Origin of the sequence: Streptomyces capillispiralis, assembly GCF_007829875.1 — a bacterium.
Lineage (GTDB): Bacteria > Actinomycetota > Actinomycetes > Streptomycetales > Streptomycetaceae > Streptomyces > Streptomyces capillispiralis.
On sequence record NZ_VIWV01000001.1, the window covers coordinates 5,454,317 to 5,477,212 of the forward strand.

The 22,896-nt window shown below is 72.5% G+C and carries 20 protein-coding genes; 7 read left to right on the forward strand and 13 right to left on the reverse strand.

Annotation, left to right across the window (positions count from 1 at the left end; genetic code table 11):
* Nucleotides 1-274 precede the first annotated feature (274 nt).
* Nucleotides 275-2,695 carry a beta-glucosidase gene (locus tag FHX78_RS23700; RefSeq protein WP_145869432.1) on the forward strand — a complete coding sequence of 807 codons (2,421 nt, stop codon included), beginning with the start codon at nt 275-277 and terminating at the stop codon, nt 2,693-2,695.
* Nucleotides 2,696-2,776: 81 nt separating this feature from the next.
* On the opposite strand, the gene FHX78_RS23705 is transcribed toward FHX78_RS23700, so the two are convergent.
* On the reverse strand, nt 2,777-3,748 hold the full coding sequence (locus FHX78_RS23705; RefSeq protein WP_145869433.1) for an aldose epimerase family protein: 972 nt from the start codon (nt 3,746-3,748) through the stop codon (nt 2,777-2,779).
* Nucleotides 3,749-3,763: 15 nt separating this feature from the next.
* Nucleotides 3,764-4,669 carry an SGNH/GDSL hydrolase family protein gene (locus FHX78_RS23710; protein ID WP_229924052.1) on the reverse strand — a complete coding sequence of 302 codons (906 nt, stop codon included), beginning with the start codon at nt 4,667-4,669 and terminating at the stop codon, nt 3,764-3,766.
* Nucleotides 4,670-4,950: 281 nt separating this feature from the next.
* Between FHX78_RS23710 and FHX78_RS23715 the strand changes: the two genes are divergently transcribed.
* A complete protein-coding gene (locus tag FHX78_RS23715; RefSeq protein WP_145869435.1) occupies nt 4,951-5,445 on the forward strand; it encodes a DUF3145 domain-containing protein in 495 nt (164 codons plus the stop codon).
* A gap of 348 nt (nt 5,446-5,793) precedes the next feature.
* Here FHX78_RS23715 and fabF read toward each other — a convergent pair whose 3' ends face one another.
* The 5 genes from fabF to fasR form a co-directional block, all read right to left on the reverse strand.
* Nucleotides 5,794-7,065, reverse strand: a complete 1,272-nt coding sequence (gene fabF, locus FHX78_RS23720) for a beta-ketoacyl-ACP synthase II (protein WP_145869436.1) — start codon at nt 7,063-7,065, stop codon at nt 5,794-5,796.
* Nucleotides 7,066-7,171: 106 nt separating this feature from the next.
* The gene (locus FHX78_RS23725) at nt 7,172-7,420 is read right to left on the reverse strand and encodes an acyl carrier protein (RefSeq protein WP_004931691.1); all 249 of its coding nucleotides are present in this window, start codon (nt 7,418-7,420) and stop codon (nt 7,172-7,174) included.
* An 80-nt stretch (nt 7,421-7,500) separates the two neighbouring features.
* Nucleotides 7,501-8,502, reverse strand: coding sequence for a ketoacyl-ACP synthase III (locus FHX78_RS23730; protein WP_145869437.1), 1,002 nt, complete (start codon nt 8,500-8,502; stop codon nt 7,501-7,503).
* Between the two features lie 22 nt (nt 8,503-8,524).
* The gene (locus FHX78_RS23735; protein ID WP_145869438.1) at nt 8,525-9,436 is read right to left on the reverse strand and encodes an ACP S-malonyltransferase; all 912 of its coding nucleotides are present in this window, start codon (nt 9,434-9,436) and stop codon (nt 8,525-8,527) included.
* Nucleotides 9,437-9,525: 89 nt separating this feature from the next.
* Nucleotides 9,526-10,731 (reverse strand): fatty acid biosynthesis transcriptional regulator FasR, encoded by a 1,206-nt coding sequence (gene fasR, locus FHX78_RS23740; protein WP_145869439.1) that lies wholly within the window; start codon nt 10,729-10,731, stop codon nt 9,526-9,528.
* A 62-nt stretch (nt 10,732-10,793) separates the two neighbouring features.
* Here fasR and FHX78_RS23745 point away from each other — a divergent pair, with 62 nt between their 5' ends.
* A complete protein-coding gene (locus tag FHX78_RS23745; RefSeq protein WP_145872125.1) occupies nt 10,794-11,450 on the forward strand; it encodes a pirin family protein in 657 nt (218 codons plus the stop codon).
* Nucleotides 11,451-11,461: 11 nt separating this feature from the next.
* Here the strand turns inward: FHX78_RS23745 and FHX78_RS23750 are convergent, their stop codons facing one another.
* Entirely contained in the window at nt 11,462-12,283 is an 822-nt protein-coding gene (locus tag FHX78_RS23750) for a serine hydrolase domain-containing protein (RefSeq protein ID WP_145869440.1), read from the reverse strand.
* Nucleotides 12,284-12,483: 200 nt separating this feature from the next.
* Between FHX78_RS23750 and FHX78_RS23755 the strand changes: the two genes are divergently transcribed.
* Together FHX78_RS23755 and FHX78_RS23760 are read left to right on the forward strand one after the other, a co-directional pair.
* Entirely contained in the window at nt 12,484-12,948 is a 465-nt protein-coding gene (locus FHX78_RS23755) for a MerR family transcriptional regulator (RefSeq protein ID WP_145869441.1), read from the forward strand.
* On the forward strand, nt 12,945-13,961 hold the full coding sequence (locus FHX78_RS23760; protein WP_145869442.1) for an aldo/keto reductase: 1,017 nt from the start codon (nt 12,945-12,947) through the stop codon (nt 13,959-13,961). The genes FHX78_RS23755 and FHX78_RS23760 overlap by 4 nt, the downstream gene beginning before the upstream one ends.
* Nucleotides 13,962-13,992: 31 nt before the next feature.
* Here FHX78_RS23760 and FHX78_RS23765 read toward each other — a convergent pair whose 3' ends face one another.
* The 3 genes from FHX78_RS23765 to FHX78_RS23775 form a co-directional block, all read right to left on the reverse strand.
* Nucleotides 13,993-14,838, reverse strand: a complete 846-nt coding sequence (locus FHX78_RS23765) for a DUF4429 domain-containing protein (RefSeq protein ID WP_145869443.1) — start codon at nt 14,836-14,838, stop codon at nt 13,993-13,995.
* A gap of 66 nt (nt 14,839-14,904) precedes the next feature.
* A complete protein-coding gene (locus tag FHX78_RS23770) occupies nt 14,905-16,122 on the reverse strand; it encodes an alpha/beta hydrolase (RefSeq protein WP_145869444.1) in 1,218 nt (405 codons plus the stop codon).
* A gap of 81 nt (nt 16,123-16,203) precedes the next feature.
* Entirely contained in the window at nt 16,204-16,866 is a 663-nt protein-coding gene (locus tag FHX78_RS23775; RefSeq protein WP_145869445.1) for a TetR family transcriptional regulator, read from the reverse strand.
* A 114-nt stretch (nt 16,867-16,980) separates the two neighbouring features.
* Between FHX78_RS23775 and FHX78_RS23780 the strand changes: the two genes are divergently transcribed.
* Nucleotides 16,981-18,600, forward strand: coding sequence for an MFS transporter (locus tag FHX78_RS23780; protein WP_145869446.1), 1,620 nt, complete (start codon nt 16,981-16,983; stop codon nt 18,598-18,600).
* A 263-nt stretch (nt 18,601-18,863) separates the two neighbouring features.
* Nucleotides 18,864-19,172 (forward strand): small hydrophobic protein, encoded by a 309-nt coding sequence (locus FHX78_RS23785; protein ID WP_145869447.1) that lies wholly within the window; start codon nt 18,864-18,866, stop codon nt 19,170-19,172.
* Nucleotides 19,173-19,215: 43 nt separating this feature from the next.
* On the opposite strand, the gene FHX78_RS23790 is transcribed toward FHX78_RS23785, so the two are convergent.
* Nucleotides 19,216-19,971, reverse strand: coding sequence for a potassium channel family protein (locus FHX78_RS23790; protein WP_145869448.1), 756 nt, complete (start codon nt 19,969-19,971; stop codon nt 19,216-19,218).
* Nucleotides 19,972-20,059: 88 nt separating this feature from the next.
* Entirely contained in the window at nt 20,060-22,807 is a 2,748-nt protein-coding gene (aceE, locus tag FHX78_RS23795; protein ID WP_145869449.1) for a pyruvate dehydrogenase (acetyl-transferring), homodimeric type, read from the reverse strand.
* Between the last annotated feature and the right edge of the window lie 89 nt (nt 22,808-22,896).

The window sequence follows — 22,896 nt, forward strand, 5'->3', positions numbered from 1 at the left end:
TTCCGTCGTCGTGGGGCACGGGGATGCCGGAGGCCGCAGTATCGCCCGGCCGGAGGGGATCACGCCACGGGCGGGGCCCGGCGGCCACGTGCCCCTGCCGGGCGGACCGGTCGGCGCCGGCGGACCGGTCGGCCGCGCCGGGCCGTCGTGGCCCGCCGGGGGAGGGGCGTCCGGCACGGCGGCGTACGTTAGACACCCCTCCCGCCGGGCAGTGTCAGGGCGTCGGGGACGGCGGGACGGGAGCCGTCGGGGTGTCGAGGCGGAGGAGCCGGACGTGGCGGAGACGGTGGAGGAACGGCGCGAGGCGGTCGTGGAGGCGGCACTCGGCGCCCTCGGGCTGGACGCCAAGACCCGGCTGCTGGCCGGGCAGGACACCTGGAGCCTGCCCGCGCTGCCGGAGATCGGCCTGGACTCCCTGGTGATGTCCGACGGCCCGATCGGGGTGCGCGGGGTGCGCTGGAGCGCCGACGACCCGTCCGTCGCCCTGCCCTCCCCGACCGCGCTCGCCGCCGGCTGGGACCCGGCCCTCGCCCACCGGGCCGGGGTGCTGCTGGCCCAGGAGGCCCGCCGCAAGGGCGTCCACGTCCTGCTCGCGCCCACGGTGAACCTGCACCGCTCCCCGCTCGGCGGCCGCCACTTCGAGGCCTACAGCGAGGACCCGTACCTCACCGGACGCATCGGCGCCGCCTATGTGGCAGGCGTCCAGTCCGGCGGGGTCGGCACCACCGTCAAGCACTTCGTCGCCAACGACGCCGAGACCGACCGCTTCACGGTCGACAACCGCGTCAGTGAACGCGCCCTGCGCGAGCTGTACCTGGCCCCCTTCGAGACCATCGTCGCCACCGCCCGCCCCTGGGGCGTCATGACCGCCTACAACGCGGTCAACGGCACCACGATGACCGAGCACCGCCACCTCGTCGAGGAGGTTCTGCGCGGCGAGTGGGGCTTCGACGGCGTCAACGTCTCCGACTGGAGCGCGGCCCGCTCCACCGTCGCCGCCCTCACCGGCGGCCTGGACATCGCCATGCCGGGCCCGCGCACCGTCTACGGCCCGGCCCTCGCCCAGGCCGTGCGGGACGGCGATGTCGAGGAGGCCCGGGTGGACGACGCGGTGCGCCGGGTGCTGCGGCTCGCCGCCCGGGTGGGCGCCCTGGCCGGCGCCGAACCGGCCGTCACCGAACTCCCCGGCCCGGTCGACGGCGAGGCGCTGGCCCGCGAGATCGCCCGCCGCTCCTTCGTCCTCCTGCGCAACGAGGGCGGCGCGCTGCCGCTGAAGCCCGGCACCGTGGCGCTGAGCGGAGCCGCCGCCCGCGACGCCCGCGTCCTCGGCGGCGGCTCCGCCACCGTCTTCCCCGCCCGGACCGTCTCGCCCCTCGACGGCCTCACCGCCGCCCTCCCCGAAGGCACCCTCCGCTACACCGTCGGCGCCGACCCCAACACCGAACTCGCCACCGCCGCACGCGGCTTCGACCTGCGCGCCGTCTGCCGCGACGCCGACGGCCGCGTCATCGGCACCCGCAACGCCCCGGACGGGCACATCCAGTGGATGGGCACCGACCTCCCCGACGGCGTCACCCACGACACCCTGCACTCCGTCGAACTCACCGGCACCTTCACCCCGCGCGAGAGCGGCCCGCACACCTTCGGCACCCGCGGCGTCGGCGCCTTCACCCTCACCGTCGACGGCACCACCCACTACGACGGCGTCCAGCCCCCGGTCGAGGGCGACCCCTTCGGCGCCTTCTTCGGCGGACCGGTGCCCCGCGCCGAGGTGGACCTCACCGCGGGCACACCGGTGGAGGTGTCCCTCACCCGGGTCGTGGACCGGATCCCCGACCGCCCCATGCCGGTCATCACCTTCACCCTCGTCCACCAGGAACCCCCGCGCGACCCCGACGAGCTGATCGCCGAGGCCGTCGCGGCGGCCCGGGAGGCGGACACCGCGGTGGTCGTCGTCGCCACCACCGAGCGGGTCGAGTCCGAGGGCTTCGACCGGGAGGACCTGCGGCTGCCCGGCCGGCAGGACGACCTGGTGCGCGCCGTCGCCGCCGCCAACCCCCGCACCGTCGTGGTGGTCAACGCGGGCTCCCCGGTGGAGCTGCCCTGGCGCGAGGACGTCGCCGCCGTGCTGCTGACCTGGTTCCCCGGGCAGGAGGGCGGCGCGGCCCTCGCCGACGTCCTCACCGGCGCCCACGAGCCGGGCGGGCGGCTCCCCACCACCTGGGGCTCCCTGGCGGACGCCCCGGTCACCCGGGTGCGTCCCACCGACGGCGTCCTCGCCTACGACGAGGACGTGTTCATCGGCCACCGCGCCTGGGAGCGGGCGGGCCGCACCCCGGCCTACCCGTTCGGCCACGGCCTCGGCTACACCGACTGGGAATACGAGTCGGTCGAGACCGACGGGACCACCGCGACGGTCCGCGTCCGCAACACCGGCGAGCGGGCCGGCCGCGAGATCGTCCAGGTCTACCTGGCGCCCGCGGAGCCCGGCCCCGGCCGCCCCGCGCGCACCCTCGCCGGCTTCGCCCCCGTCGAGGCCGGACCCGGCGAGCGCGCCGAGGTCACGGTCGAGCTGCCGCGCCGCGCGTTCGAGATCTGGGACGCGGGGGCGTGGTCGTTTGTGAAGGGTTCGTACGAGATCCAGGCGGGACGCTCGATCGAGGACCGCAGGATCACCGCAGCGATTAACGTCTGATCCGGTACGTCACCACATGAGCAGCCCCGGCCCGGGACCCTGACCCCGGACCGGGGCTCATGTGCGCCGGCGGCAGGCGGCCTACCGCACGCCGAAGCCGTACACCGTCGCGGAGCGGAACACCTCGCCCGGCCGCAGGACCGTGCTCGGGAATTCCGGCCGGTTCGGCGAGTCGGGGAAGTGCTGGGTCTCCAGCGCGATGCCGTCGCCGGGCGAGAACGGCTCCCCGATGTGGTCGGCGGTGTAGAGCTGCATCCCCGGCTCGGTCGTCGCCACCGTCAGCACCCGGCCCGACGCCGGGTCGTACAGCTCGGCGACCTCCACCGGCTCCGCCGTCACGCCCTTGTCGAGCACGAAGTTGTCGTCGTAGCCGGTGCCGGTCTTGCGCGCCGCACGGAAGTCGAAGCGGGTGCCGGAGACGTCCGCGAGCTCACCGGTCGGGATCAGCTCCTCGTCGGACGGCGTGAAACGCGAGGCGTCCAGCCGCAGTTCGTGCCCGGCCGCGCTGCCCGAGCCCGCCAGGTTCCAGTACGAGTGATTCGTCAGGTTCACATGCGTCGGCGCGTCCGTCACCGCCTCGTACGCGATCCCCAGCGCGCCCCGCTCGTCCAGCGCGTACGTCACGGAGACCTCCAGACGGCCCGGGAAGCCCTCCTCGCCGTGCGGGCTGACCAGGGAGAGCCGCAGACCGTGCTCGGCCGGGGAGACGTCCCAGACGCGCTTGTCGAAGCCCCGCGCACCACCGTGCAGCGAGTTCGGCCCGTTGTTCGGCGCCAGCGCGTGGGTGACCCCCTCCAGGGAGAAGCGCGCGCCCGCGATCCGGTTGGCGTACCGGCCGATCAGGGCCCCCAGGAAGGGCTCCGGATGCCGGAGGTAGCCGTCCAGGTCCGAGAACCCCAGCACCACGCTCCCGGTCCGGCCGTCCCGGTCCGGCACCTCGACGTCCTGAAGGATCCCGCCGTACGACAGGATCCGCACCCGTACGCCCGCCCGCTCCAGGGTCCAACGGTGCACCGGCGTGCCGTCGGAAAGTGTGCCGAAGAGTTCGTTCATGTGCGAAACAATAGGTCACGGATGCTTCGCCGTGACCGTGCGGTACGCGATCTCGGCCAGCTCGGCCTGCCCGTCGACACTGGGGTGGAACCAGTCCCAGCGGCTCAACTCCCCGGTGCCGAAACGGTAGTCGTACACCGCCCCGCCGTCGAAGCGGCAGCGGCGGTCCTCGGCGCACACCTCCTCCAGCACCGCGTTGTAGTCCTCCACCCGGTTCCGCACCGTCTCGCGGCGCAGCGTCGCCGCCGCGTCCAGCGCGTCCGCGTCGCCGAGCATCGACGGGCAGATGCCCAGCTTCCACACCTGCTTGCCCAGCTCGCTGGTCCGCCCCTGCGACCACAGCCGCTTCAGGTCCGGCACGCTCGCCACGTACACCTGGGCCTTCGGCAGCGCCTCGCGCAGGGTGCGCATCGCCTCCTGGAAGTCGGCGCGGAAGTCCGCCACGGGCGTCATCGCCGCCGTGGTCTGCCGGCAGGCGTCGTTCGCCCCGGCCATCACCGCCACCAGCTCCGGGCCGCGCGCCACCGCCCGCGCCATCTGGCCCGGCAGGTCCGCCATCCGGGCCCCGGTCACCGCGTAGTTCCAGCTGCGCTCGGCCACCCCCGCCCGCCCCAGCAGCCGTACGGCGAGACTGTCCACCTGCTCGCTGTCGCCCGTCGCCCATGACACCTCGGGGCAGTCCGTCAGCACCGCGCAGGCGTCGAAGCCCCGCGTGATGGAGTCCCCCACGGCGGCCACCGACTCGGGAGCGGTGTCCCACACGGGTGTCGGCCGGGGAGCCGGGGTCCCCTCCGCCGCCGTGCCGGACGGGGCGGGGGAGGCACCGCCGACGGCATCGCAGCCCGCCACGCCCAGCGCGGCCGCCGTCACCACGGCCAGCACGGCCCGCGAACGCCGGGTCCGCCGCGTCGCCCGCCTCATCCCTCGCCTCATCCCTCGCCTCCCCGCGCGTCCTGGTGCATTCGTCCCCCAACCCTTAACAACGCACGGGAGTTCCCGCCCACCGAGGCGTACGTCCGAAAGGAACGTCCGCCACCCGTACAGGCGTCCTGCCGGGTGAATGGCGCGGGTTTCCCGGCAGCGGGACCGACCGTACGTCACACTCCTTGCGCCATCGCACGGTAGCCTCGCCATCAACGCGGCCCGCCCGGACCGCGGCCGTTCCGCCGTTCGAAGACGACCCGCTCAGCCCGGAGGTTCCGGTGACGACCCGTGGAGTTCTGTACGTGCACTCCGCGCCGCGCGCGCTGTGCCCGCACGTCGAGTGGGCCATCGCCGGGGTGCTCGGCACGCGCGTCAGCCTGGACTGGATCCGCCAGCCCGCCGCCCCCGGCACCTGGCGCTCGGAGTTCTCCTGGCAGGGCCAGGCCGGCACCGCCTCCAAACTCGCCTCCGCGCTGCGCGGCTGGCAGATGCTGCGCTTCGAGGTCACGTCGGAGCCCTGCCCCTCCCACGAGGGCGAGCGCTACAGCTGCACCCCCGACCTCGGCATCTTCCACGCCGTCACCGGCATCCACGGCGACATCCTGATCCCCGAGGACCGCCTGCGCGCCGCGCTGACCCGCTCCCGCACCGGCGAGACCGACCTGGAGGTGGAGATCGCCAAACTGCTGGGCAAGCCCTGGGACGACGAACTGGAACCCTTCCGCTACGCAGGCGAGGGCGCCCCGGTCCGCTGGCTCCACCAGGTCGTCTAACCCCCCAAGAACCGCGCACCCAGCCCCCACGCCCGGCACCTACCCAAGTGGCCCCAGGGCAGCTCCCCCAGGGGCGCGGGGAACCGCGCACCCAGCCCTCACCTCCGGCACCTACCCAGGGGGCCCCCAGGGCAACCCCCTCAGGGGCGCGGGGAACTGCGCAACCCCACCCCCACCTCCGGCACCTGCCCAGGAGGCCCCCCGGCAGCCCACCTAGGGGCGCGGGGAACTGCGCACCCCACCCCCCACGTGCCCGCACCCGCCCCAAGGGCCCGCCCCCGCCTGCGCAACGCCAAAGGGCCCCCACCCCGCCAGGGGTGAGAGCCCTTCAAGCAGCAGCGAACCCGGTCACACAGACCGGAACGCCAGCACCACGTTGTGCCCACCGAACCCGAACGAGTCGTTCAGCGCGGCGATCCGCCCGTCCACGGGCAGCTTCCGCGCCTCCCCCCGCACCACATCCGCGTTCGCCTCGGCCTCGGGGTCCAGGTTCTCCACGTTGATGGTCGGCGGAGCCACCCGGTGGTACAGCGCCAGCACCGCCGCCACCGACTCCACGCCGCCCGCGCCACCGAGCAGGTGACCCGTCATCGACTTGGTGGCGGAGACCGCCATGTGGTCCGCGTGGTCGCCGAACACCTTGCGCAGCGCCTTGAGTTCGGCGATGTCACCGGCCGGCGTCGAGGTGGCGTGCGCGTTGACGTGCACGATCTCGGCCGGGTCCAGGTCGGTGCGGTCCAGCAGGTTCTGCAGGGCGTGCGAGATGCCACGGCCCCCCGGCTCCGGCTGCACGATGTCGTGCGCGTCGGCCGAGATGCCCTGGCCGACCGCCTCCGCGTAGACGCGGGCGCCGCGCGCGGCGGCGTGCTCGGCGGACTCCAGGACGATGACGCCCGCGCCCTCGCCGAGGACGAAGCCGTCCCGGGCGACGTCGTAGGGACGCGAGGCGCCCTCGGGGTCGTCGTTGTTCTTGGACATCGCCATCATGTTGCCGAACGCGGCGATCGGCAGCGGGTGGATCGCCGCCTCCGTGCCGCCCGCGACGACGACGTCCGCACGGCCGGTGCGGATCATCTCGATGGCGTAGCCGATGGCCTCCGCGCCCGACGCGCAGGCCGAGACCGGGGTGTGCACGCCCGCGCGGGCGCCCACGGCCAGGCCCACGTTCGCCGAGGGGCCGTTCGGCATGAGCATGGGGACGGTGTGCGGGGAGACGCGGCGGACGCCCTTCTCCTTCAGCACGTCGTACTGGTCCAGCAGGGTCGTCACGCCGCCGATGCCGGAGGCGATCACCGCGCCCAGCCGGTCGGGGTCGACCTTGGGGTCCTCGCCGGCCCTGGCCTCGAACCCGGCGTCGGCCCACGCCTCCTTGGCCGCGACCAGCGCGAACTGCGCCGAGCGGTCCAGACGGCGGGCCTGCGGCCGGGGAATGACCTCGGTGGGCTCCACGGCCACGGGGGCCGCGATGCGGACCGCCTGCTCGGCGGCCCACTCCTGCGTAAGCGGCTTGACGCCGGAACGTCCGGCGATCAGGCCCTCCCAGGTAGAGGCCGCGTCGCCACCCAGCGGTGTGGTTGCGCCGATACCGGTGACGACCACGGTGCGATTGGTCGAGCTCATCGGAATTCTTTCTCCAACGGATTACGAGATTCGTACGGCGCCACCGCCGGGTGGCGGGGCCGGGGATCCCGGCCTCGGGCCTTCCCCCGGGAAGGCCCGGCAGGGCTCAGGCCTGGTGCTTGAGGATGTAGTCGGTCGCGTCGCCGACGGTCTTGAGGTTCTTGACGTCGTCGTCCGGGATCTTGACGTCGAAGCGCTCTTCGGCGGCGACGACGACCTCGACCATGGACAGCGAGTCGACGTCCAGGTCGTCGGTGAAGGACTTGTCCAGCTGGACGTCCTCAACCGGGATGCCGGCGATCTCGTTCACGATCTCCGCGAGACCGGCGACGATCTCTTCCTGAGTGGCGGCCATGATGGCGCTCCTTCTTTGTGATTCCAGAGGATGTAACGGTGGTTCCTCGCGCACCGGACGCATGATCCGGCACGGAGTGCCTAGGGGAGGGTAACGACAGTCGCGGCGTAGACGAGACCCGCCCCGAAGCCGATGACGAGCGCGGTGTCGCCGCTCTTCGCCTCGCCGGTCGCCAGGAGCCGCTCCATCGCGAGCGGGATCGAGGCGGCCGAGGTGTTGCCGGTGGTGCGGATGTCACGGGCGACCGTGACGTGCTCCGGCAGTTTCAGGGTCTTCACCATCGAGTCGATGATCCGCACGTTGGCCTGGTGCGGGATGAAGACGTCCAGGTCGTCCGCGCTGATCCCGGCCGCGTCCAGCGCCTGCTGGGCGACCTTCGCCATCTCGAACACGGCCCAGCGGAACACCGCCTGGCCCTCCTGCGTGATCGCGGGGAACTTCTCGACGGTGCCGTCGCGGTAGTCCGTCCACGGCACGGTCTGCTTGATCGTCTCGGACTTGTCGCCCTCCGAGCCCCACACGGTGGGACCGATCGCGGGCTCCTTGGACGGGCCGACGATCACCGCGCCCGCGCCGTCGCCGAACAGGAAGGCCGTGGCCCGGTCCTCCAGGTCGGTCAGGTCGCTCAGCCGCTCCACGCCGATGACGAGCACGTATGCGGCGGAACCTTCCACCACCATGCCCTTGGCGAGGGTCAGCCCGTAGCCGAAGCCCGCGCAGCCCGCGGAGATGTCGAAGGCGGCGGCCCTGTCCGTGCCCAGCCTGTCGGCGATCTCGGTCGCCACGGCCGGGGTCTGGCTGAAATGGGACACGGTCGAGACGACCACGGCGCCGATCTGCGCGGCGTCGATCCCGGCGTCCGCGATCGCCTTGCCGGAGGCCTCGACGGACATCGCCGCGACGGTCTCCTCGGGCGACGCCCAGTGCCGGGTCTCGATGCCGGAGCGGGAGCGGATCCACTCGTCGGACGAGTCGATCGTCTCCAGGATCACCTCGTTCGGCACGACCCGGGTGGGACGGTAGCCGCCCACGCCGAGGATGCGCGCGTACGGGGCGCCCTTGCCGGGCTTGATCTTCGCCATGCGGGTCGGCTCCTTAAGGGCGTCAGGCGTGCTCTGCGACGAGCTCGCGGGCCGCGTCGAGGTCAGCGGGGGTCTTCAGGGCCAGCGTCTTGACGCCGGGCAGCGCACGCTTGGCGAGTCCGGTCAGGGTGCCGCCGGGGCAGACCTCCAGCAGGGCGGTGACGCCGAGCTCCTTGAAGGTCTCCATGCACAGGTCCCAGCGGACCGGGTTGGCGACCTGGCCGACCAGGCGTTCGAGCACCTCGGCACCGGTCGGGACGGCCCTGCCGTCCTTGTTCGACACGTAGGTGACCTTCGGGTCGCCCGGCGTCAGGCCGGCGGCGGCCTGCGCGAGCGTGTCGACCGCGGGGGCCATGTGGTGGGTGTGGAAGGCGCCGGCCACCTTGAGTACGACGACCTTGCGCACGCCCTCGGGCTTGTCCGCCTCCAGCGCGGCGAGCTGCTCCTTGGTGCCGGCCGCGACGACCTGGCCCGCGCCGTTGATGTTCGCCGGGGTCAGGCCCAGCTTCTCCAGGTGCGCGACGGTCACCTCGGGGTCGCCGCCGAGCAGCGCGGCCATGCCCGTCTCGGTGATCGCGGCGGCGTCGGCCATGGCCAGGCCCCGCTTGCGGACCAGGGACAGCGCGGCGCCGTCGTCGAGGACGCCCGCGAAGGCGGCCGCGGTGATCTCGCCGACGCTGTGCCCGGCGACCGCACCCGGCGTGATGTCACCGAGTGCCGCGGCGGACAGCAGCCCGGCCGCGACCAGCAGCGGCTGGGCGACGGCCGTGTCGCGGATCGCGTCCGCGTCGGCCTTCGTGCCGTAGTGGACGAGGTCGAGTCCGAGGGCGTCGGACCATGCGGCGACGCGGTCCGCGGCACCGGGGAGGTCGAGCCATTCGGTCAGAAAGCCGGGCGTCTGGGCGCCCTGGCCGGGAGCGACGAGTACGAGCACTCTCACACTCTCTCTTGGGGACGGCCGCGACCGCCCGTGAGGACAAGGACGAAGAACAGGAAGGGGTTTTGTGGGGCCCCGACAAAAGGTTAGGACTGAAGATCGCCATCGGCCAGACGCCCCAGGATCAGCGCGATCCGCAGCGTGAACGCCGAGCGTACATCGGAGGGCGACCATCCGGTGACGTCAGTCACACGTCGGAGCCGGTAACGAACGGTGTTGGGGTGGACGAACAGCATGCGCGCGGCACCTTCGAGACTGCTCGCCTGTTCGAGATAGACGCTGAGCGTCTCCAGCAGAGCCGCCCCCGCCTCCTCCAGCGGTCTGTAGATCTCCTCCACCAACTGCTCGCGGGCGGAGGGGTCTCCGGCGATCGCCCGCTCCGGCAGCAGGTCGTCCGCCAGCACCGGGCGCGGGGCGTCCTGCCAGGCGGAACACGCCTTGAGGCCCGCCGCGGCGGCCTGCGCGGACCGGGTCGCGGCCAGCAGGTCCGGCACCACCGGGCCGGCCACCACCGGGCCCGCCGCGTACGGCCCGATCAGCGACTTCGCCACGGCCAGCGGGTTGTCGCTGCCGCCCGCGATCACCACCAGCCGGTCCCCGAGCACCCCGGTCAGCACCTGGAGCTTGGCGTGTCGGGCGGCGCGCCGGATGGCCTCCACGGTCAGCTCGGAATCACCGTCGGGCGCGGTGCCCAGCACCACGCACACGTGCTCGGGCGAGTTCCAGCCGAGGGCGGCGGCCCGCGACACGGCACCCTCGTCGGCCTCGCCGCTCAGCACGGCGTTGACGACGAGCGACTCCAGCCGCGCGTCCCAGGCACCCCGTGCCTCGGCCGCCTGTGCGTACACCTGGGCGGTGGCGAAGGCGATCTCCCGCGCGTAGACGAGGAGCGCCTCGCGCAGCACGCTCTCGTCACCGGGCGCCGCCACCTCGTCGATGGCGGACTCCATGACCTCGATGGTGGTCCGCACCATCTCCACGGTCTGCCGCAGTGTGATCGCCCGGGTCAGCTCGCGCGGCGCGGTGCCGAAGACATCGGTGGAGATGGCCTGCGGGGCGTCGGGGTGCCGGAACCACTCGGTGAAGGCGGCGATGCCCGCCTGCGCGACCAGGCCGATCCAGGAACGGTTCTCCGGGGGCATGGCCCGGTACCAGGGCAGCGTCTCGTCCATCCGCGCGATCGCCTGCGCGGCGAGGCTGCCGGACGACTTCTCCAGCCGCTTCAGCGTCGCGACGTGCGGATGCGGGGGCCGCGCTGCGGCTGCGTGGGTGCTGGTTTCTGGTTCGGGCACGGGGACAAGACTGCCTTATCCGGACGGGAGCACGTCCCGCAGGGCCTACGGTGGACCGTGTGATGGACGTACGGCGCGCACACCAGCGCTACCGGGGCGGCGATCCTGCGGCCGGGATCGACACCTGGCACGCTTTTTCCTTCGGCCCCCACTACGACCCGGACAACCTGCGCTTCGGCGCGGTGATCGCCTGCAACGAGGAACGCCTGGCACCCGGCGCCGGTTTCGACGAGCACCCGCACAGCCACACCGAGATCGTGACCTGGGTGGTGGAGGGCGAGCTGACCCACCGCGACTCCACGGGCCGGGAGACGGTGGTCCGCCCCGGCGACGTCCAGCGCCTGAGCGCCGCGTCGGGCGTGCGCCACGTGGAACGCAACGCGGGCCCCGCCCCTCTCACCTTCCTCCAGATGTGGCTGGCCCCCCTGGATCCCGGCGGCGACCCGTCCTACGAGGTCGTCCCCGGCATAGCGGACTCCACCCCGTACGCCCTCTCGGAGGCGGGCGCGATGCTCCACGTGCGGCGGCTGTCGGCGGGGGAGCGCACCGCCGTACCGGACGCCGCGTACGTGTACGCGCACGTGGTGCGCGGCGCGGTGCTCCTCGACGGGGAGGAGCTGGGCGCGGGTGACGCGGCGCGCATCACGGACGCCGAGGGCGTGGACGCGGAGGCGGTGGTGGAGGCGGAGCTTCTCCTGTGGGAGATGGCCCAGCGCTGAGGCGGGGTGCCTCAGCCGCGCAGCTCCGTCAGCACCGCGTCCGTGAACGCGGGCCACGCCTCGATCGCCCAGGGGCCGAAGGCGCGGTCGGTCAGGGCCACGCCCGCCGCGCCCGCGTCGGGGTCGATCCACAGGAACGTGCCCGACTGGCCGAAGTGGCCGAAGGTGCGCGGGGAGGACGACGCGCCCGTCCAGTGCGGGGCCTTGGCGTCGCGGATCTCGAAGCCGAGGCCCCAGTCGTTGGGGTTCTGGTGGCCGTAGCCCGGCAGGACGCCCTTCGTCCCCGGGTACTGGACCGTCATCGCCGCGGCGACCGTGCGCGGGTCGAGCAGGCGCGGGGCCTGCACCTCGGCCGCGAAGCGCAGCAGGTCGTCCACCGTGGAGACGGCGTCCTTCGCCGGGGAGCCCTCCAGTGACGTCGACGTCATCCCGAGCGGTTCGAGGACCGCCTGGCGCAGGTATTCGGCGAAGGGGATCTCCGTCGCCTTGGCGACGTGGTCGCCGAGCTGTTCGAAACCGGCGTTGGAGTACAGCCGCCGCTCACCGGGCGCGGACTGCACGCGGTGCTCGTCGAAGGCGAGTCCCGAGGTGTGCGCGAGCAGGTGCCGGACCGTCGAGCCGTCCGGGCCCGCCGGCTCGTCCAGCTCGATCGCTCCCTCCTCGTACGCCACGAGGACCGCGTACGCGGCGAGGGGCTTGGTGACCGACGCGAGCGGGAAGCGGTGGGTGGCCGGCCCGTGGGTGCCGAGCACCGTGCCGTCCGCCCGGACGACGCCCGCCGCGGCGGTGGGGACCGGCCAGTTCTCGATCAGCGCGAGGCTCTTCAGCGACATGCCGTCGAGCCTAAGCGCTCACAGGAACGGCTCCGGCAAGGGGTCGGGCTTGGGCCGGAAGCTCATGGAGACGTACACGTCGCACGGCGTGCGGAGAGCGTCATCGCCGCGCGCCGATCAGCCATCCGCCTCGACGTCCTGCCCTGTTCTCTCCGATGTCGCTTGCCTGGAGTGCACTCCAGCGTTCTAGCGTGGGGGCCATGACGGTGATGGAGACCACGGGTACCCCAACCGACACCTGCGCCGGACCGCCGGAGGGGAACCGACGGCCGGACGGCGCGGACAAGTACACGATCAGCGAGGTCGCCGCCCTCACCGGGCTCAGCGCGCACACCCTGCGCTGGTACGAGCGGATCGGGCTGATGCCGCACATCGACCGCTCCCACACCGGGCAGCGGCGCTACAGCAACCGCGACCTCGACTGGCTCGCCCTCGTCGGGAAGCTCCGGCTCACCGGCATGCCGGTCGCCGACATGGTGCGGTACGCGGAGCTGGTCCGCGCGGGCGACCACACCTACGGCGAGCGCTTCGACCTGCTCCGGCGGACCCGTGAGGACGTGCTGTCCCGGATCGCCGAACTGCAGGGCACGCTCGCCGTGCTCGACCGGAAGATCAGTTTCTACGGGGACGCCGGGCGCGCCCTGGCCTCGGAGAGGACACGATGACCAACGGCACGATCGGTACGGCGGCACTGGGCGACGGCGGCCCCGAGGTGGGGGTGCAGGGCCTGGGCTGCATGGGCATGAGCTTCGCCTACGGCCCCGTGGACGCGGACGCCTCCCGGGCGACCCTGGAGCGGGCCCTGGAACTCGGCGTCACGCTCTACGACACGGCGGACGCCTACGGCGCGGGCGACAACGAGCGGTTCCTCTCCCCGTTCTTCACGGCGCACCGGGACGAGGTGGTCATCGCCACCAAGTTCGCCCTGTCCATCCCGCCGGACGAGCCCACCCGGCGGATCATCCGCAACGACGCGCCCTACATCCGCGAGGCCGTCGAGGCGAGCCTGAAGCGCCTCGGCGTCGACGTGATCGACCTCTACTACATGCACCGGCGCGACGTGAACGTGCCGATCGAGGAGACCGTCGGCGTCATGGCCGAGCTGGTGCGCGAGGGCAAGGTCAAGCAGCTGGGCCTGAGCGAGGTCACCGCCGGGGAACTGCGCGCCGCGCACGCCGTGCACCCGATCGCCGCCGTGCAGTCGGAGTGGTCGCTGTTCAGCCGGGACATCGAGGCGAACGTGGTGCCGGCCGCGCGCGAGCTGGGCGTGACCCTGGTGCCGTACTCGCCGCTGGGGCGCGGCTTCCTCACGGGTTCCTTCGTCGACGCGGCGCAGGACCTCACGGCCGACGACTTCCGCCGCCGGCAGCCGCGCTTCACGGGCGACAACGCCGTGGCCAACGCCTCCCTGCTCGCGCCGGTCCGCGCCGTCGCCGACGCCCACGGCGCCACCCCCGGCCAGATCGCCCTGGCCTGGGTGCAGCAGCGGGCGCGGGTCCACGGGCTCCCGGTGGTCCCGATCCCGGGCACCCGCAAGCCGGCCCGGGTGGAGGAGAACACGGCGGCCACCCGCATCACCCTGACGGAAGGGGAGCTGGCCCTGCTGGAGCCCATCGCCGGCCAGGTCGCGGGCAACCGTTACCCGGACATGTCCTTCACCTCCGCCGGCCGGGAGTAGGGCCGCCTCCCGGGAACCGCACGGCGGACGGCTAGAGCTCCGAGAGCAGCTCCGCCTTCTTGGAGGAGAACTCCTCGTCCGTCACCAGCCCCGCCTGGTGCAGTTCCCCGAGGTGCCGGATGCGCTCGGCGATGTCCGCGGGGTCACGGCGGCCCGCCGCGGATATCGCCGGCACCGGCGCGGACGTCCGCACCGCCGCCAGCACCGCCGCCGCGAACGGCAGCGACTCGTGCACGGGCCCGTACCCGAGCCCGAACACCACCGCCGCCGGGTCCTGGTCGGCCTGGGCGAGCGGCGCCCCGTCGTCCCGCCGCAGCAGCCGCAGATGCCCTTCGAAGACCTCGGGCGAGCGCCACTCGACCCCGCTCAGCTCACCGACCGGGAACCGCTGGTCGCCGGCCTTCCACTTCGCCGACGAGGCGCCCGTCCAGAACCACCGGAAGGACACCGCCGTACCGTCGAAGCCGGCCTTCCCGTCGTACGCCTTGAACTGCAACGGTGTCTCGGGCGGTGCCACCAGGTGACGCTCGGCGGGTCCGGACTCGGTGAGCAGGGCGCGCAGCTCGTCGGCGTAGTACTCGGCGAGCGTCTCGCGTTCGGCGGGCAGGACCAGCCGGTACGGGTCGCTGCTCTCCTTGAGCTGCCCGGCGGCCGCCTCCATCAGCGGATCGGCGCCGGGCCGCAGCTCCGCCCGCAGGACCACGGTGCCGCGTCTGCCGGGCGTGAGGGTGACGCCCTCGATCGCCTCGAGGGGGACCCGCCGCTCCCCGAGCGCCTGGAACAGCTTGGGTGTTCGAATGCCCCGTTCGTAACGGATGACCACGGAGTCGGACTCGAACCCCCAGGCGGCATGGAATCCGGCCAGTACGTCACCCATGCGGCTCATCGTATGCGGCATGAGCTTCTTCGTCCCCTCCCCGCGCATACCGCAGTATCTCCGCTTCTACGCGCGTCCGGTAGCCGTCGTGCCGGACAAATCCGCCCGGCAGATGTCGTTCTCGCCCGCGCAGGAAACCGCGCGGTACGCGCCAACGCCGATCTCGGCGAAGTTCCGCAGGCTGTCCGTGCCCGGTTCGAAGTAGCCGGCGTGGCCCTTCGCCTCCCGCGCCGACAGCACCCGCGCCCCGAACCCGGCGGCCACCGGGTCGGCGCCGTGCCCCAGACCGCCGAGCTCCAGATAGGGCACGTCCTGGATCCAGTCGTCGGCGTCCCGCATCGCCCACACCCGGGCGCCGGTGTGCAGCTGGGACGCCCGCTCCACCCGCATGCCGGGGCTGCCGGCCACCGCGATGTCGGCCACCCGGCCCGGCAGGGCGTGCGCGGCGACCCCGCACACCACGGAGCCGTAGCTGTGGCAGAACAGCGAGACCGGGGCCTTCCCGGGCAGGGCGCCCAGCATGGCGTTCAGCCGCACCGCGCCGTCCTCGGCGCGCATCGCGGTGGCCGCGTCCATGCCGAGCCCGCTGGGCGCGGTGTAGTCGGCCCAGGCGATCACCGCGGTACGGGTCGCGGGGCCGGCGTCGCGCTCCGCCGCGTACAGCGCCTCGGCCATGCCGGCGGGGGCGGAGTACTTGCGGTGGGTGCGCTGGAAGGTGAGCAGGTCGGTGTCGACGCCGGGCACGACGACGGAGACCCGTTCGGCCCCGCGCAGGTCGCCGAAGACCTCGGCGACCCGGCCCTGCCCCGACGGATTGAAGGCGAGGATCTTCCGGCCCGGGCGCATCAGCGCCTCCAGGCGGTTCATCCGGCGGCCCGCCTGGTGCTGGCCCGAGGCGGTGAGCCGTTTGTCGTGCAGGCGGTCGACCTCGACCTGCCGGGCCTGCCCGAGCGCGATGCGGTTGGCCCGGTAGCGCAGCTCGACCGGTGCCCCGTTCATGTTGCCGACCGCCAGGGGATAGCGGCGCGCCAGGGACGCGCGCTGCCCGTCGGTGAGGGAGGCGAAGAACCGGGCCAGCCGCGCGGGCGCCGACTGCGGGTCCGGCAGCCGGTGACCGGCTATCCGGCCGTGCTCCCAGGCGCTGAGCGAGGCCTGGAGCGGAGCGGGGTGGCGCTGGTGGCGCAGCGCCGTCCAGCCGGTGGTCGCCAGCATCACGAACACGACGGCGAGCGCGAGCAGCGCCCGCCAGACGTTCAGTTGCGGGGAGGTGTCGAAGGAAGTCACTGGGAGGACACACTAGGAGAACGAGCGGGTCTCGCGTGAATCAAGTGACCGGGATCACGTTTCGGTGCGCCGGTTCGGGGATCACTCCGTACGCCAGTTCCCCGCGAGGGCCGGGCCCAGCTGGTCCAGATAGGTCGCCATCAGGTCGCGCATGGCGTCGACGTCGAGGTCGTCCCCGGCGGACCACAGGCGTTCCGTCACCCGGATCACCCCGCCGAAGGCGGCCAGCAGGATCCTCGGCCGGGGGTCGGCGTCCACGTCCAGCCCCTCCCGCTCGGCGACGATCCGCGCCAGCTCCTCCTCCAGCTCCGCCGCCCGGCGCAGATGGGCGGCGAGCAGGGCGGGCGTCGACTCGATCACCCGGTAGACCCGCATGTGCAGCTCCAGCGGCACCAGCCGCTCGACGGCCGCGTTGATGCCGTCCCAGCTGTCCATCACGGCCCGGCGCAGCGCCTCCAGCGGCACCTCGTGCGGCGGACGCGCGCGCAGGGCGTCGACGACGTGCGACTCGGCGAGCCTCGGGACGAACAGCGCCACCTCCTCCTTGCTGGCGAAGTAGCGGAAGAACGTCCGCTGCGAGACGTCGACGGCCTCGGCGATGTCGTCGACCGTCGTCCCCTCGTACCCGCGCGTGGCGATCAGCTCCAGCGCGGCCCGGACCAGCGCGTCCCGGGTGCGCTGCTTCTTGCGTTCCCGCAGTCCCGGCCGCGGCAGCGCGTCCACGACGGTCCCGGCCGTCTTCATCGGTGGTCCTCCTCGAACTGTTTCCCCAGTTCAGGCTATAGGGGGATGTCGTGTCAGTTACCGACTAGTGAATTGGTTTGTCAACTGTCAGTGGCTGTCATTAGCCTCGAACGCATGACTAGTCAGACCACCATCGACAAGGCGGGGCCGGGGGACGGGACACCGGCTGCCCCGTCGGACGCGACGCCGGGCAGGGGGCTGCGCGGGCACCCCTGGTTCACCCTGATCACCGTCGCCGTGGGGGTCATGATGGTGGCCCTCGACGGCACCATCGTGGCCATCGCCAACCCGGCCATCGCCAGCGACCTGGGTGCCACCTTCGCCGAGGTGCAGTGGATCACCAACTCCTACTTCCTCGCCCTCGCGGTCTCCCTGATCACCGCGGGCAAGCTCGGTGACCGCTTCGGACACCGCCAGACCTTCCTCATCGGCGTCGTCGGCTTCGCGGCCGCGTCGGGGGCCATCGGCCTGTCCGACAGCATCGCGCTGGTCATCGTCTTCCGTGTGTTGCAGGGCCTGTTCGGCGCCCTGCTGATGCCGGCCGCGCTCGGCCTGCTGCGGGCGACCTTCCCCGCCGAGAAGCTCAACATGGCCATCGGCATCTGGGGCATGGTCATCGGTGCCTCCACCGCGGGCGGCCCGATCCTCGGCGGTGTCCTCGTCGAGCACGTCAACTGGCAGTCGGTGTTCTTCATCAACGTGCCGGTCGGCGTCCTCGCCGTCGCGCTCGGCGCGTGGATCCTGCTCGACCACCGCGCGGAGAACGCCCCGCGCTCCTTCGACCTCCTCGGCATAGGCCTGCTGTCCGGCGCGATGTTCTGCCTGGTCTGGGCCCTGATCAAGGCGCCCGAGTGGGGCTGGGGCGACACCAAGACCTGGGCGTTCATCGCCGTCGCGGTCGTCGGCTTCGCGCTCTTCGCCTTCTGGGAGACGAAGGTCAAGGAGCCGCTGATCCCGCTGGGCCTGTTCCGCTCCGTGCCGCTGTCCGCCGGTGTCGTGCTGATGGTCCTGATGGCCATCGCCTTCATGGGCGGCCTGTTCTTCGTCACCTTCTACCTGCAGAACGTGCACGGCATGAGCCCGATCGACGCCGGTCTGCACCTGCTCCCGCTCACCGGCATGATGATCGTCGGCTCGCCCCTCGCGGGCGCGATGATCACCAAGGTCGGCCCGCGCATCCCGCTCGCCGGCGGCATGGCCTTCACCGCGCTCGCCATGTACGGCATGTCGACGCTGGAGAAGACCACCGGCAGCGGTGTGATGTCGCTCTGGTTCGCCCTCCTCGGCCTCGGCCTCGCCCCGGTCATGGTCGGCGCCACCGAGGTCATCGTCGGCAACGCGCCGATGGAGCTCTCCGGCGTCGCCGGCGGTCTCCAGCAGGCCGCCATGCAGATCGGCGGCAGCCTCGGCACGGCCGTGCTCGGCGCCGTGATGGCCTCCAAGGTCGACAGCGACCTCGAGGGCAACTGGGCGAAGGCGGGACTCCCGCCGCTCACCCCGGAGCAGGCCGGGCAGGCGTCCGAGGCCGTCCAGGTCGGTGTGGCGCCGGTGGCCGAGGGCACCCCGCCGCAGATCGCCGCGAAGATCACCGACGTCGCCCACGACACCTTCATCTCCGGGATGAGCATGGCGTCCCTCACGGCCGCCGGGGTCGCCGCGGTGGCGGTGCTGGTCGCGTTCCTCACCAAGCGCGGTGCGAACGCGGAGGCCGGCGCGGGAGTCGGCCACATCTGACGGACCGTGTGACCCGGTTCCCTCATCAGGGTGAACCGACGCGGTGATCCCTCCCCTCCGGCGGGCACCGCGGGTCACAGTGGGTCACGTCCTCCGCAGGACTGGAGGACGCCGGCTGCGGCGCGCTGCTGGAGGGGGGCAGCGCGCGGGCAGCGGCCCCCTACTGCCGCCCGTACGGCGTGAATTCACCGCCGAAGCGGGGGTACCCGCCATGTCAACGAACCCCGGACCAACCCCAACCGACTACGGGGTTCAGGGAGTTGATGATGGCGAGCTTCGGACACGGAACGCGCAGGCACCCCCGCTCACGTGGCCGTACCTGGTCACGGACCGGGCCGGATCGCGCGACGCTCGGGATCATCGGAGTCATCTGCGCGGTCGCCGGATTCTTCGCGCTGGGGATCGTCCTCGGCCCCGCGGCGATCGTCTGCGGCTGGCTCGCCATGGGCCGCAACTGGGCGGGTTCCCGCCCGGTGACGGCCGTGGTCGCCCTCGTCCTGGGTGCCATCGACACGCTCCTGGCCCTCGTCGTGCTGGCCGGAGCGACCACGTCGGGTTACGGGATGTTCTGACCCGGGGCGTGCAGGGACGGGCCTCCGGCATGCCGCCGGGGGCTCACCCGTGTTCCGGCTGCCGCTCCTCGCGCGGCGCCGCCCGCAGCGCCGCCACCTCCGCGCGCAGCGCCCGGACCTCCCGGGTGAGCGTCTCGATGGCCTCCGTCTGCCGCCGCTCCTCCACGTCGTCCTTCTCGAACCGGGCGATGAACCACGCGGCGATGTTCGCGGTCACCACACCGAGCAGGGCGATCCCGGACAGCATCAGCCCCACCGCCAGCACGCGCCCCAGTCCGGTGGTCGGCGCGTGGTCCCCGTACCCCACGGTCGTCATCGTGGTGAAGGACCACCACACCGCGTCGCCCAGCGTCCGGATGTTGCCGTCCGGCGAGTCCCGCTCCACCGAGAGCACCGCGAGCGAACCGAACATCAGCAGCCCGACCACCGACCCGGCGACATACGTCGTCAGCCTGATCTGCGAGGCCAGGCGCGCCCGCTGCCCGACCAGCAGCAGCGTCGACACCAGCCGCAGCAGCCGCAGCGGCTGGATCAGGGGCAGCAGCACGGCGCACAGGTCCAGCCAGTGCGTGCGCAGGAACAGCCGGCGCCGTTCGGCCAGCACGAGACGGACGGCGTAGTCGGCCGCGAACGCGCCCCACACCACCCACTCCACGGCCGCGCACACCGCCACGACGTCCCGGCCGGCGTCCGGCCGGACGATCGGCACGGCGTAGGCGACGGCGAAGGCCACGGCCAGGCCGAGGAGCGGCCGCTGCGTGCGGTGTTCCCAGCGGACCTGGGCCGAGTGCTGCTTCATGGCCCGCATCGTAGGAAACGGGGCGGGGCGGTGTACCCGCAGGTGCACCACCCCGCCCCGTCACCCGCCGCCCGTCACACCGGGCCGGTCACGCGTCGCCGCCCGCCACGCCCGGGTCGGCCGCGGCGACGTCGAGCAGCTGGTAGCGGTCGACGGCCTGCTTCAGCACGGACCGGTCGACCCTGCCCTCCCGGGCCAGCTCGGTGAGCACCGCCACCACGACCGACTGCGCGTCGATGTGGAAGAACCGCCGGGCCGCCCCGCGGGTGTCCGCGAAGCCGAACCCGTCGGCGCCCAGCGACTGGTACGTCCCCGGCACCCAGCGCGCGATCTGGTCCGGCACCGCCCGCATCCAGTCCGACACCGCCACCACCGGCCCCTGCGCCCCCGCCAGCTTGCGGGTCACGTACGGCACCCGCTGCTCCTCCTCGGGACGCAGCAGGTTGTGCTCCTCGCAGGCCACCGCGTCGCGCCGCAGCTCGTTCCAGGAGGTCGCCGACCAGACGTCCGCCCTGACGTCCCACTCCTCGGCGAGGATCCGCTGCGCCTCGATCGCCCACGGCATGGCGACACCGGAGGCCAGGATCTGCGCCGGGAGCGCGCCCGCCGTGCCCTCGCTGAAGCGGTAGAGGCCCTTGAGGATGCCCTCGACGTCGACGCCGTCCGGCTCGGCCGGGTGCTGGATCGGCTCGTTGTAGACGGTCAGGTAGTAGAAGACGTCCTCGCCGTGCGGGTGCCGCTCGTCGGAGCCGTACATCCGGCGCAGGCCGTCCTTGACGATGTGCGCGATCTCGAAGCCGAAGGCCGGGTCGTAGGCGACGCACGCCGGGTTCGTGGACGCCAGCAGCTGGGAGTGGCCGTCCGCGTGCTGGAGCCCCTCACCGGTCAGCGTCGTCCGTCCCGCGGTCGCGCCCAGGACGAACCCGCGCGCCAGCTGGTCGGCCATCTGCCAGAACTGGTCGCCGGTGCGCTGGAAACCGAACATCGAGTAGAAGACGTACACCGGGATCAGCGGCTCGCCGTGGGTGGCGTACGCCGATCCCGCGGCGATCAGCGAGGCCGTGCAGCCGGCCTCGGAGATGCCGTCGTGCAGCATCTGCCCGTTCGGCGCCTCCTTGTAGGCGAGCAGCAGCTCCCGGTCCACGGCCTCGTACTGCTGGCCGAGCGGGTTGTAGATCTTCGCGCTCGGGAAGAACGAGTCCATGCCGAAGGTGCGGTACTCGTCGGGCGCGATCAGCACGAACCGCCGGCCGATCTCCTTGTCCCGCATGAGGTCCTTCAGCAGCCGGACGAAGGCCATGGTCGTCGCGATGGACTGCTGGCCCGAGCCCTTCTTCACGGTCGCGTACGCCTTGTCGTCCGGCAGGGCGAGCGGCTTCGACCGCACCACCCGCGTCGGCACGTACCCGCCGAGCGACCGGCGGCGGTCGTGCATGTACTGCATCTCCTCCGTGTCCGGACCCGGGTGGTAGTACGGCGGCACACCGGACTCCAGGTCCTTGTCGGGGATCGGCAGGTGCAGGCGGTCCCGGAAGCGCTTGAGGTCGTCGACCGTCAGCTTCTTCATCTGGTGCGTGGCGTTGCGGCCCTCGAAGTTCGGGCCCAGCGTCCAGCCCTTGACCGTCTTGGCCAGGATCACCGTCGGCTGGCCCTTGTGCTCGACCGCCGCCTTGTACGCCGCGTAGATCTTGCGATGGTCGTGACCGCCGCGCCCCAGGTGCAGGATCTGGTCGTCGGTCATGCCCTCGACCATCGCGCGCAGCCGGTGGTCGTCCCCGAAGAAGTGGTCCCGGATGTAGGCGCCGGACTCGGTGGCGTACGTCTGGAACTGCCCGTCCGGCGTGGTGTTCATCCGGTCGACCAGGATCCCGTCCCGGTCCTGCGCGAGCAGCGGGTCCCAGGTGCGGTCCCAGATCAGCTTGATCACGTTCCAGCCGGCGCCCCGGAAGACCGACTCCAGCTCCTGGATGATCTTGCCGTTGCCGCGCACCGGGCCGTCCAGCCGCTGCAGGTTGCAGTTGACCACGAAGGTCAGGTTGTCCAGGCCCTCCCGCGCGGCCAGGGTCAGCTGGCCCAGCGACTCCGGCTCGTCCATCTCGCCGTCGCCGAGGAACGCCCACACGTGCGAGCGGGAGGTGTCCGCGATCCCGCGCGCGTGCATGTAGCGGTTCATCCGCGCCTGGTAGATCGCGCCGATCGGGCCGAGCCCCATCGACACCGTCGGGAACTCCCAGAAGTCCGGCATCGACCGCGGGTGCGGGTACGACGACAGGGCGTGGGGCGCCTTCGACTTCTCCTGCCGGAAGCCGTCCAGGTGCCGCTCGCTCAGCCGGTCCAGCAGGTACGCGCGGGCGTAGATGCCCGGCGAGGCGTGGCCCTGGAAGAAGACCTGGTCCCCGCCGTCGCCCTCGTCCTTGCCGCGGAAGAAGTGGTTGAAGCCCACGTCGTACAGCGACGCGGAGGAGGCGAAGGTGGCGATGTGGCCGCCGACCCCGATGCCCGGACGCTGCGCCCGCGAGACCATCACGGCCGCGTTCCAGCGGGTGGCGTTGAGGATCCTGCGCTCGATCTCCTCGTTGCCCGGGAAGAACGGCTCGGCCCGGGTCGGGATGGTGTTGACGTAGTCCGTGCTGCGCATCTCGGGCACGGCCACGCGCTTCTCGCGGGCACGCTCGATCAGTCGCAGCATCAGGTAGCGGGCCCGCTCCCGGCCGCGCTCGTCCACCGCGGCGTCGAGCGAGTCGAGCCACTCCTGCGTTTCCTCGGGATCGAAGTCAGGAACCTGACTCGGAAGGCCGCCAATGATGATCGGGTTGCGATCGGATGCGGAAGCCACGCTGTTCCTTACCTGTCAGAGGGCCGTGAGAAGGCCGCTGTTTCGCTGATACGGCCGGATTTGCGCCGCTCCCATGGTCCACCCCGGGG

What these genes read in the sequence shown, in the direction of transcription:
- FHX78_RS23760 (WP_145869442.1), top strand. Translation starts at nt 12,945, where the DNA reads ATGACCAACGGCACGATCGGTACGGCGGCACTGGGCGACGGCGGCCCC.
- FHX78_RS23775 (WP_145869445.1), bottom strand. Translation starts at nt 16,866, where the DNA reads ATGAAGACGGCCGGGACCGTCGTGGACGCGCTGCCGCGGCCGGGACTG.
- FHX78_RS23745 (WP_145872125.1), top strand. Translation starts at nt 10,794, where the DNA reads ATGGACGTACGGCGCGCACACCAGCGCTACCGGGGCGGCGATCCTGCG.
- FHX78_RS23755 (WP_145869441.1), top strand. Translation starts at nt 12,484, where the DNA reads ATGACGGTGATGGAGACCACGGGTACCCCAACCGACACCTGCGCCGGA.
- FHX78_RS23730 (WP_145869437.1), bottom strand. Translation starts at nt 8,502, where the DNA reads ATGGCGAAGATCAAGCCCGGCAAGGGCGCCCCGTACGCGCGCATCCTC.
- FHX78_RS23705 (WP_145869433.1), bottom strand. Translation starts at nt 3,748, where the DNA reads ATGAACGAACTCTTCGGCACACTTTCCGACGGCACGCCGGTGCACCGT.
- FHX78_RS23750 (WP_145869440.1), bottom strand. Translation starts at nt 12,283, where the DNA reads ATGTCGCTGAAGAGCCTCGCGCTGATCGAGAACTGGCCGGTCCCCACC.
- FHX78_RS23725 (WP_004931691.1), bottom strand. Translation starts at nt 7,420, where the DNA reads ATGGCCGCCACTCAGGAAGAGATCGTCGCCGGTCTCGCGGAGATCGTG.
- FHX78_RS23765 (WP_145869443.1), bottom strand. Translation starts at nt 14,838, where the DNA reads ATGGGTGACGTACTGGCCGGATTCCATGCCGCCTGGGGGTTCGAGTCC.
- FHX78_RS23710 (WP_229924052.1), bottom strand. Translation starts at nt 4,669, where the DNA reads ATGAGGCGGGCGACGCGGCGGACCCGGCGTTCGCGGGCCGTGCTGGCC.
- FHX78_RS23780 (WP_145869446.1), top strand. Translation starts at nt 16,981, where the DNA reads ATGACTAGTCAGACCACCATCGACAAGGCGGGGCCGGGGGACGGGACA.
- FHX78_RS23790 (WP_145869448.1), bottom strand. Translation starts at nt 19,971, where the DNA reads ATGAAGCAGCACTCGGCCCAGGTCCGCTGGGAACACCGCACGCAGCGG.
- fabF (WP_145869436.1), bottom strand. Translation starts at nt 7,065, where the DNA reads ATGAGCTCGACCAATCGCACCGTGGTCGTCACCGGTATCGGCGCAACC.
- FHX78_RS23785 (WP_145869447.1), top strand. Translation starts at nt 18,864, where the DNA reads ATGATGGCGAGCTTCGGACACGGAACGCGCAGGCACCCCCGCTCACGT.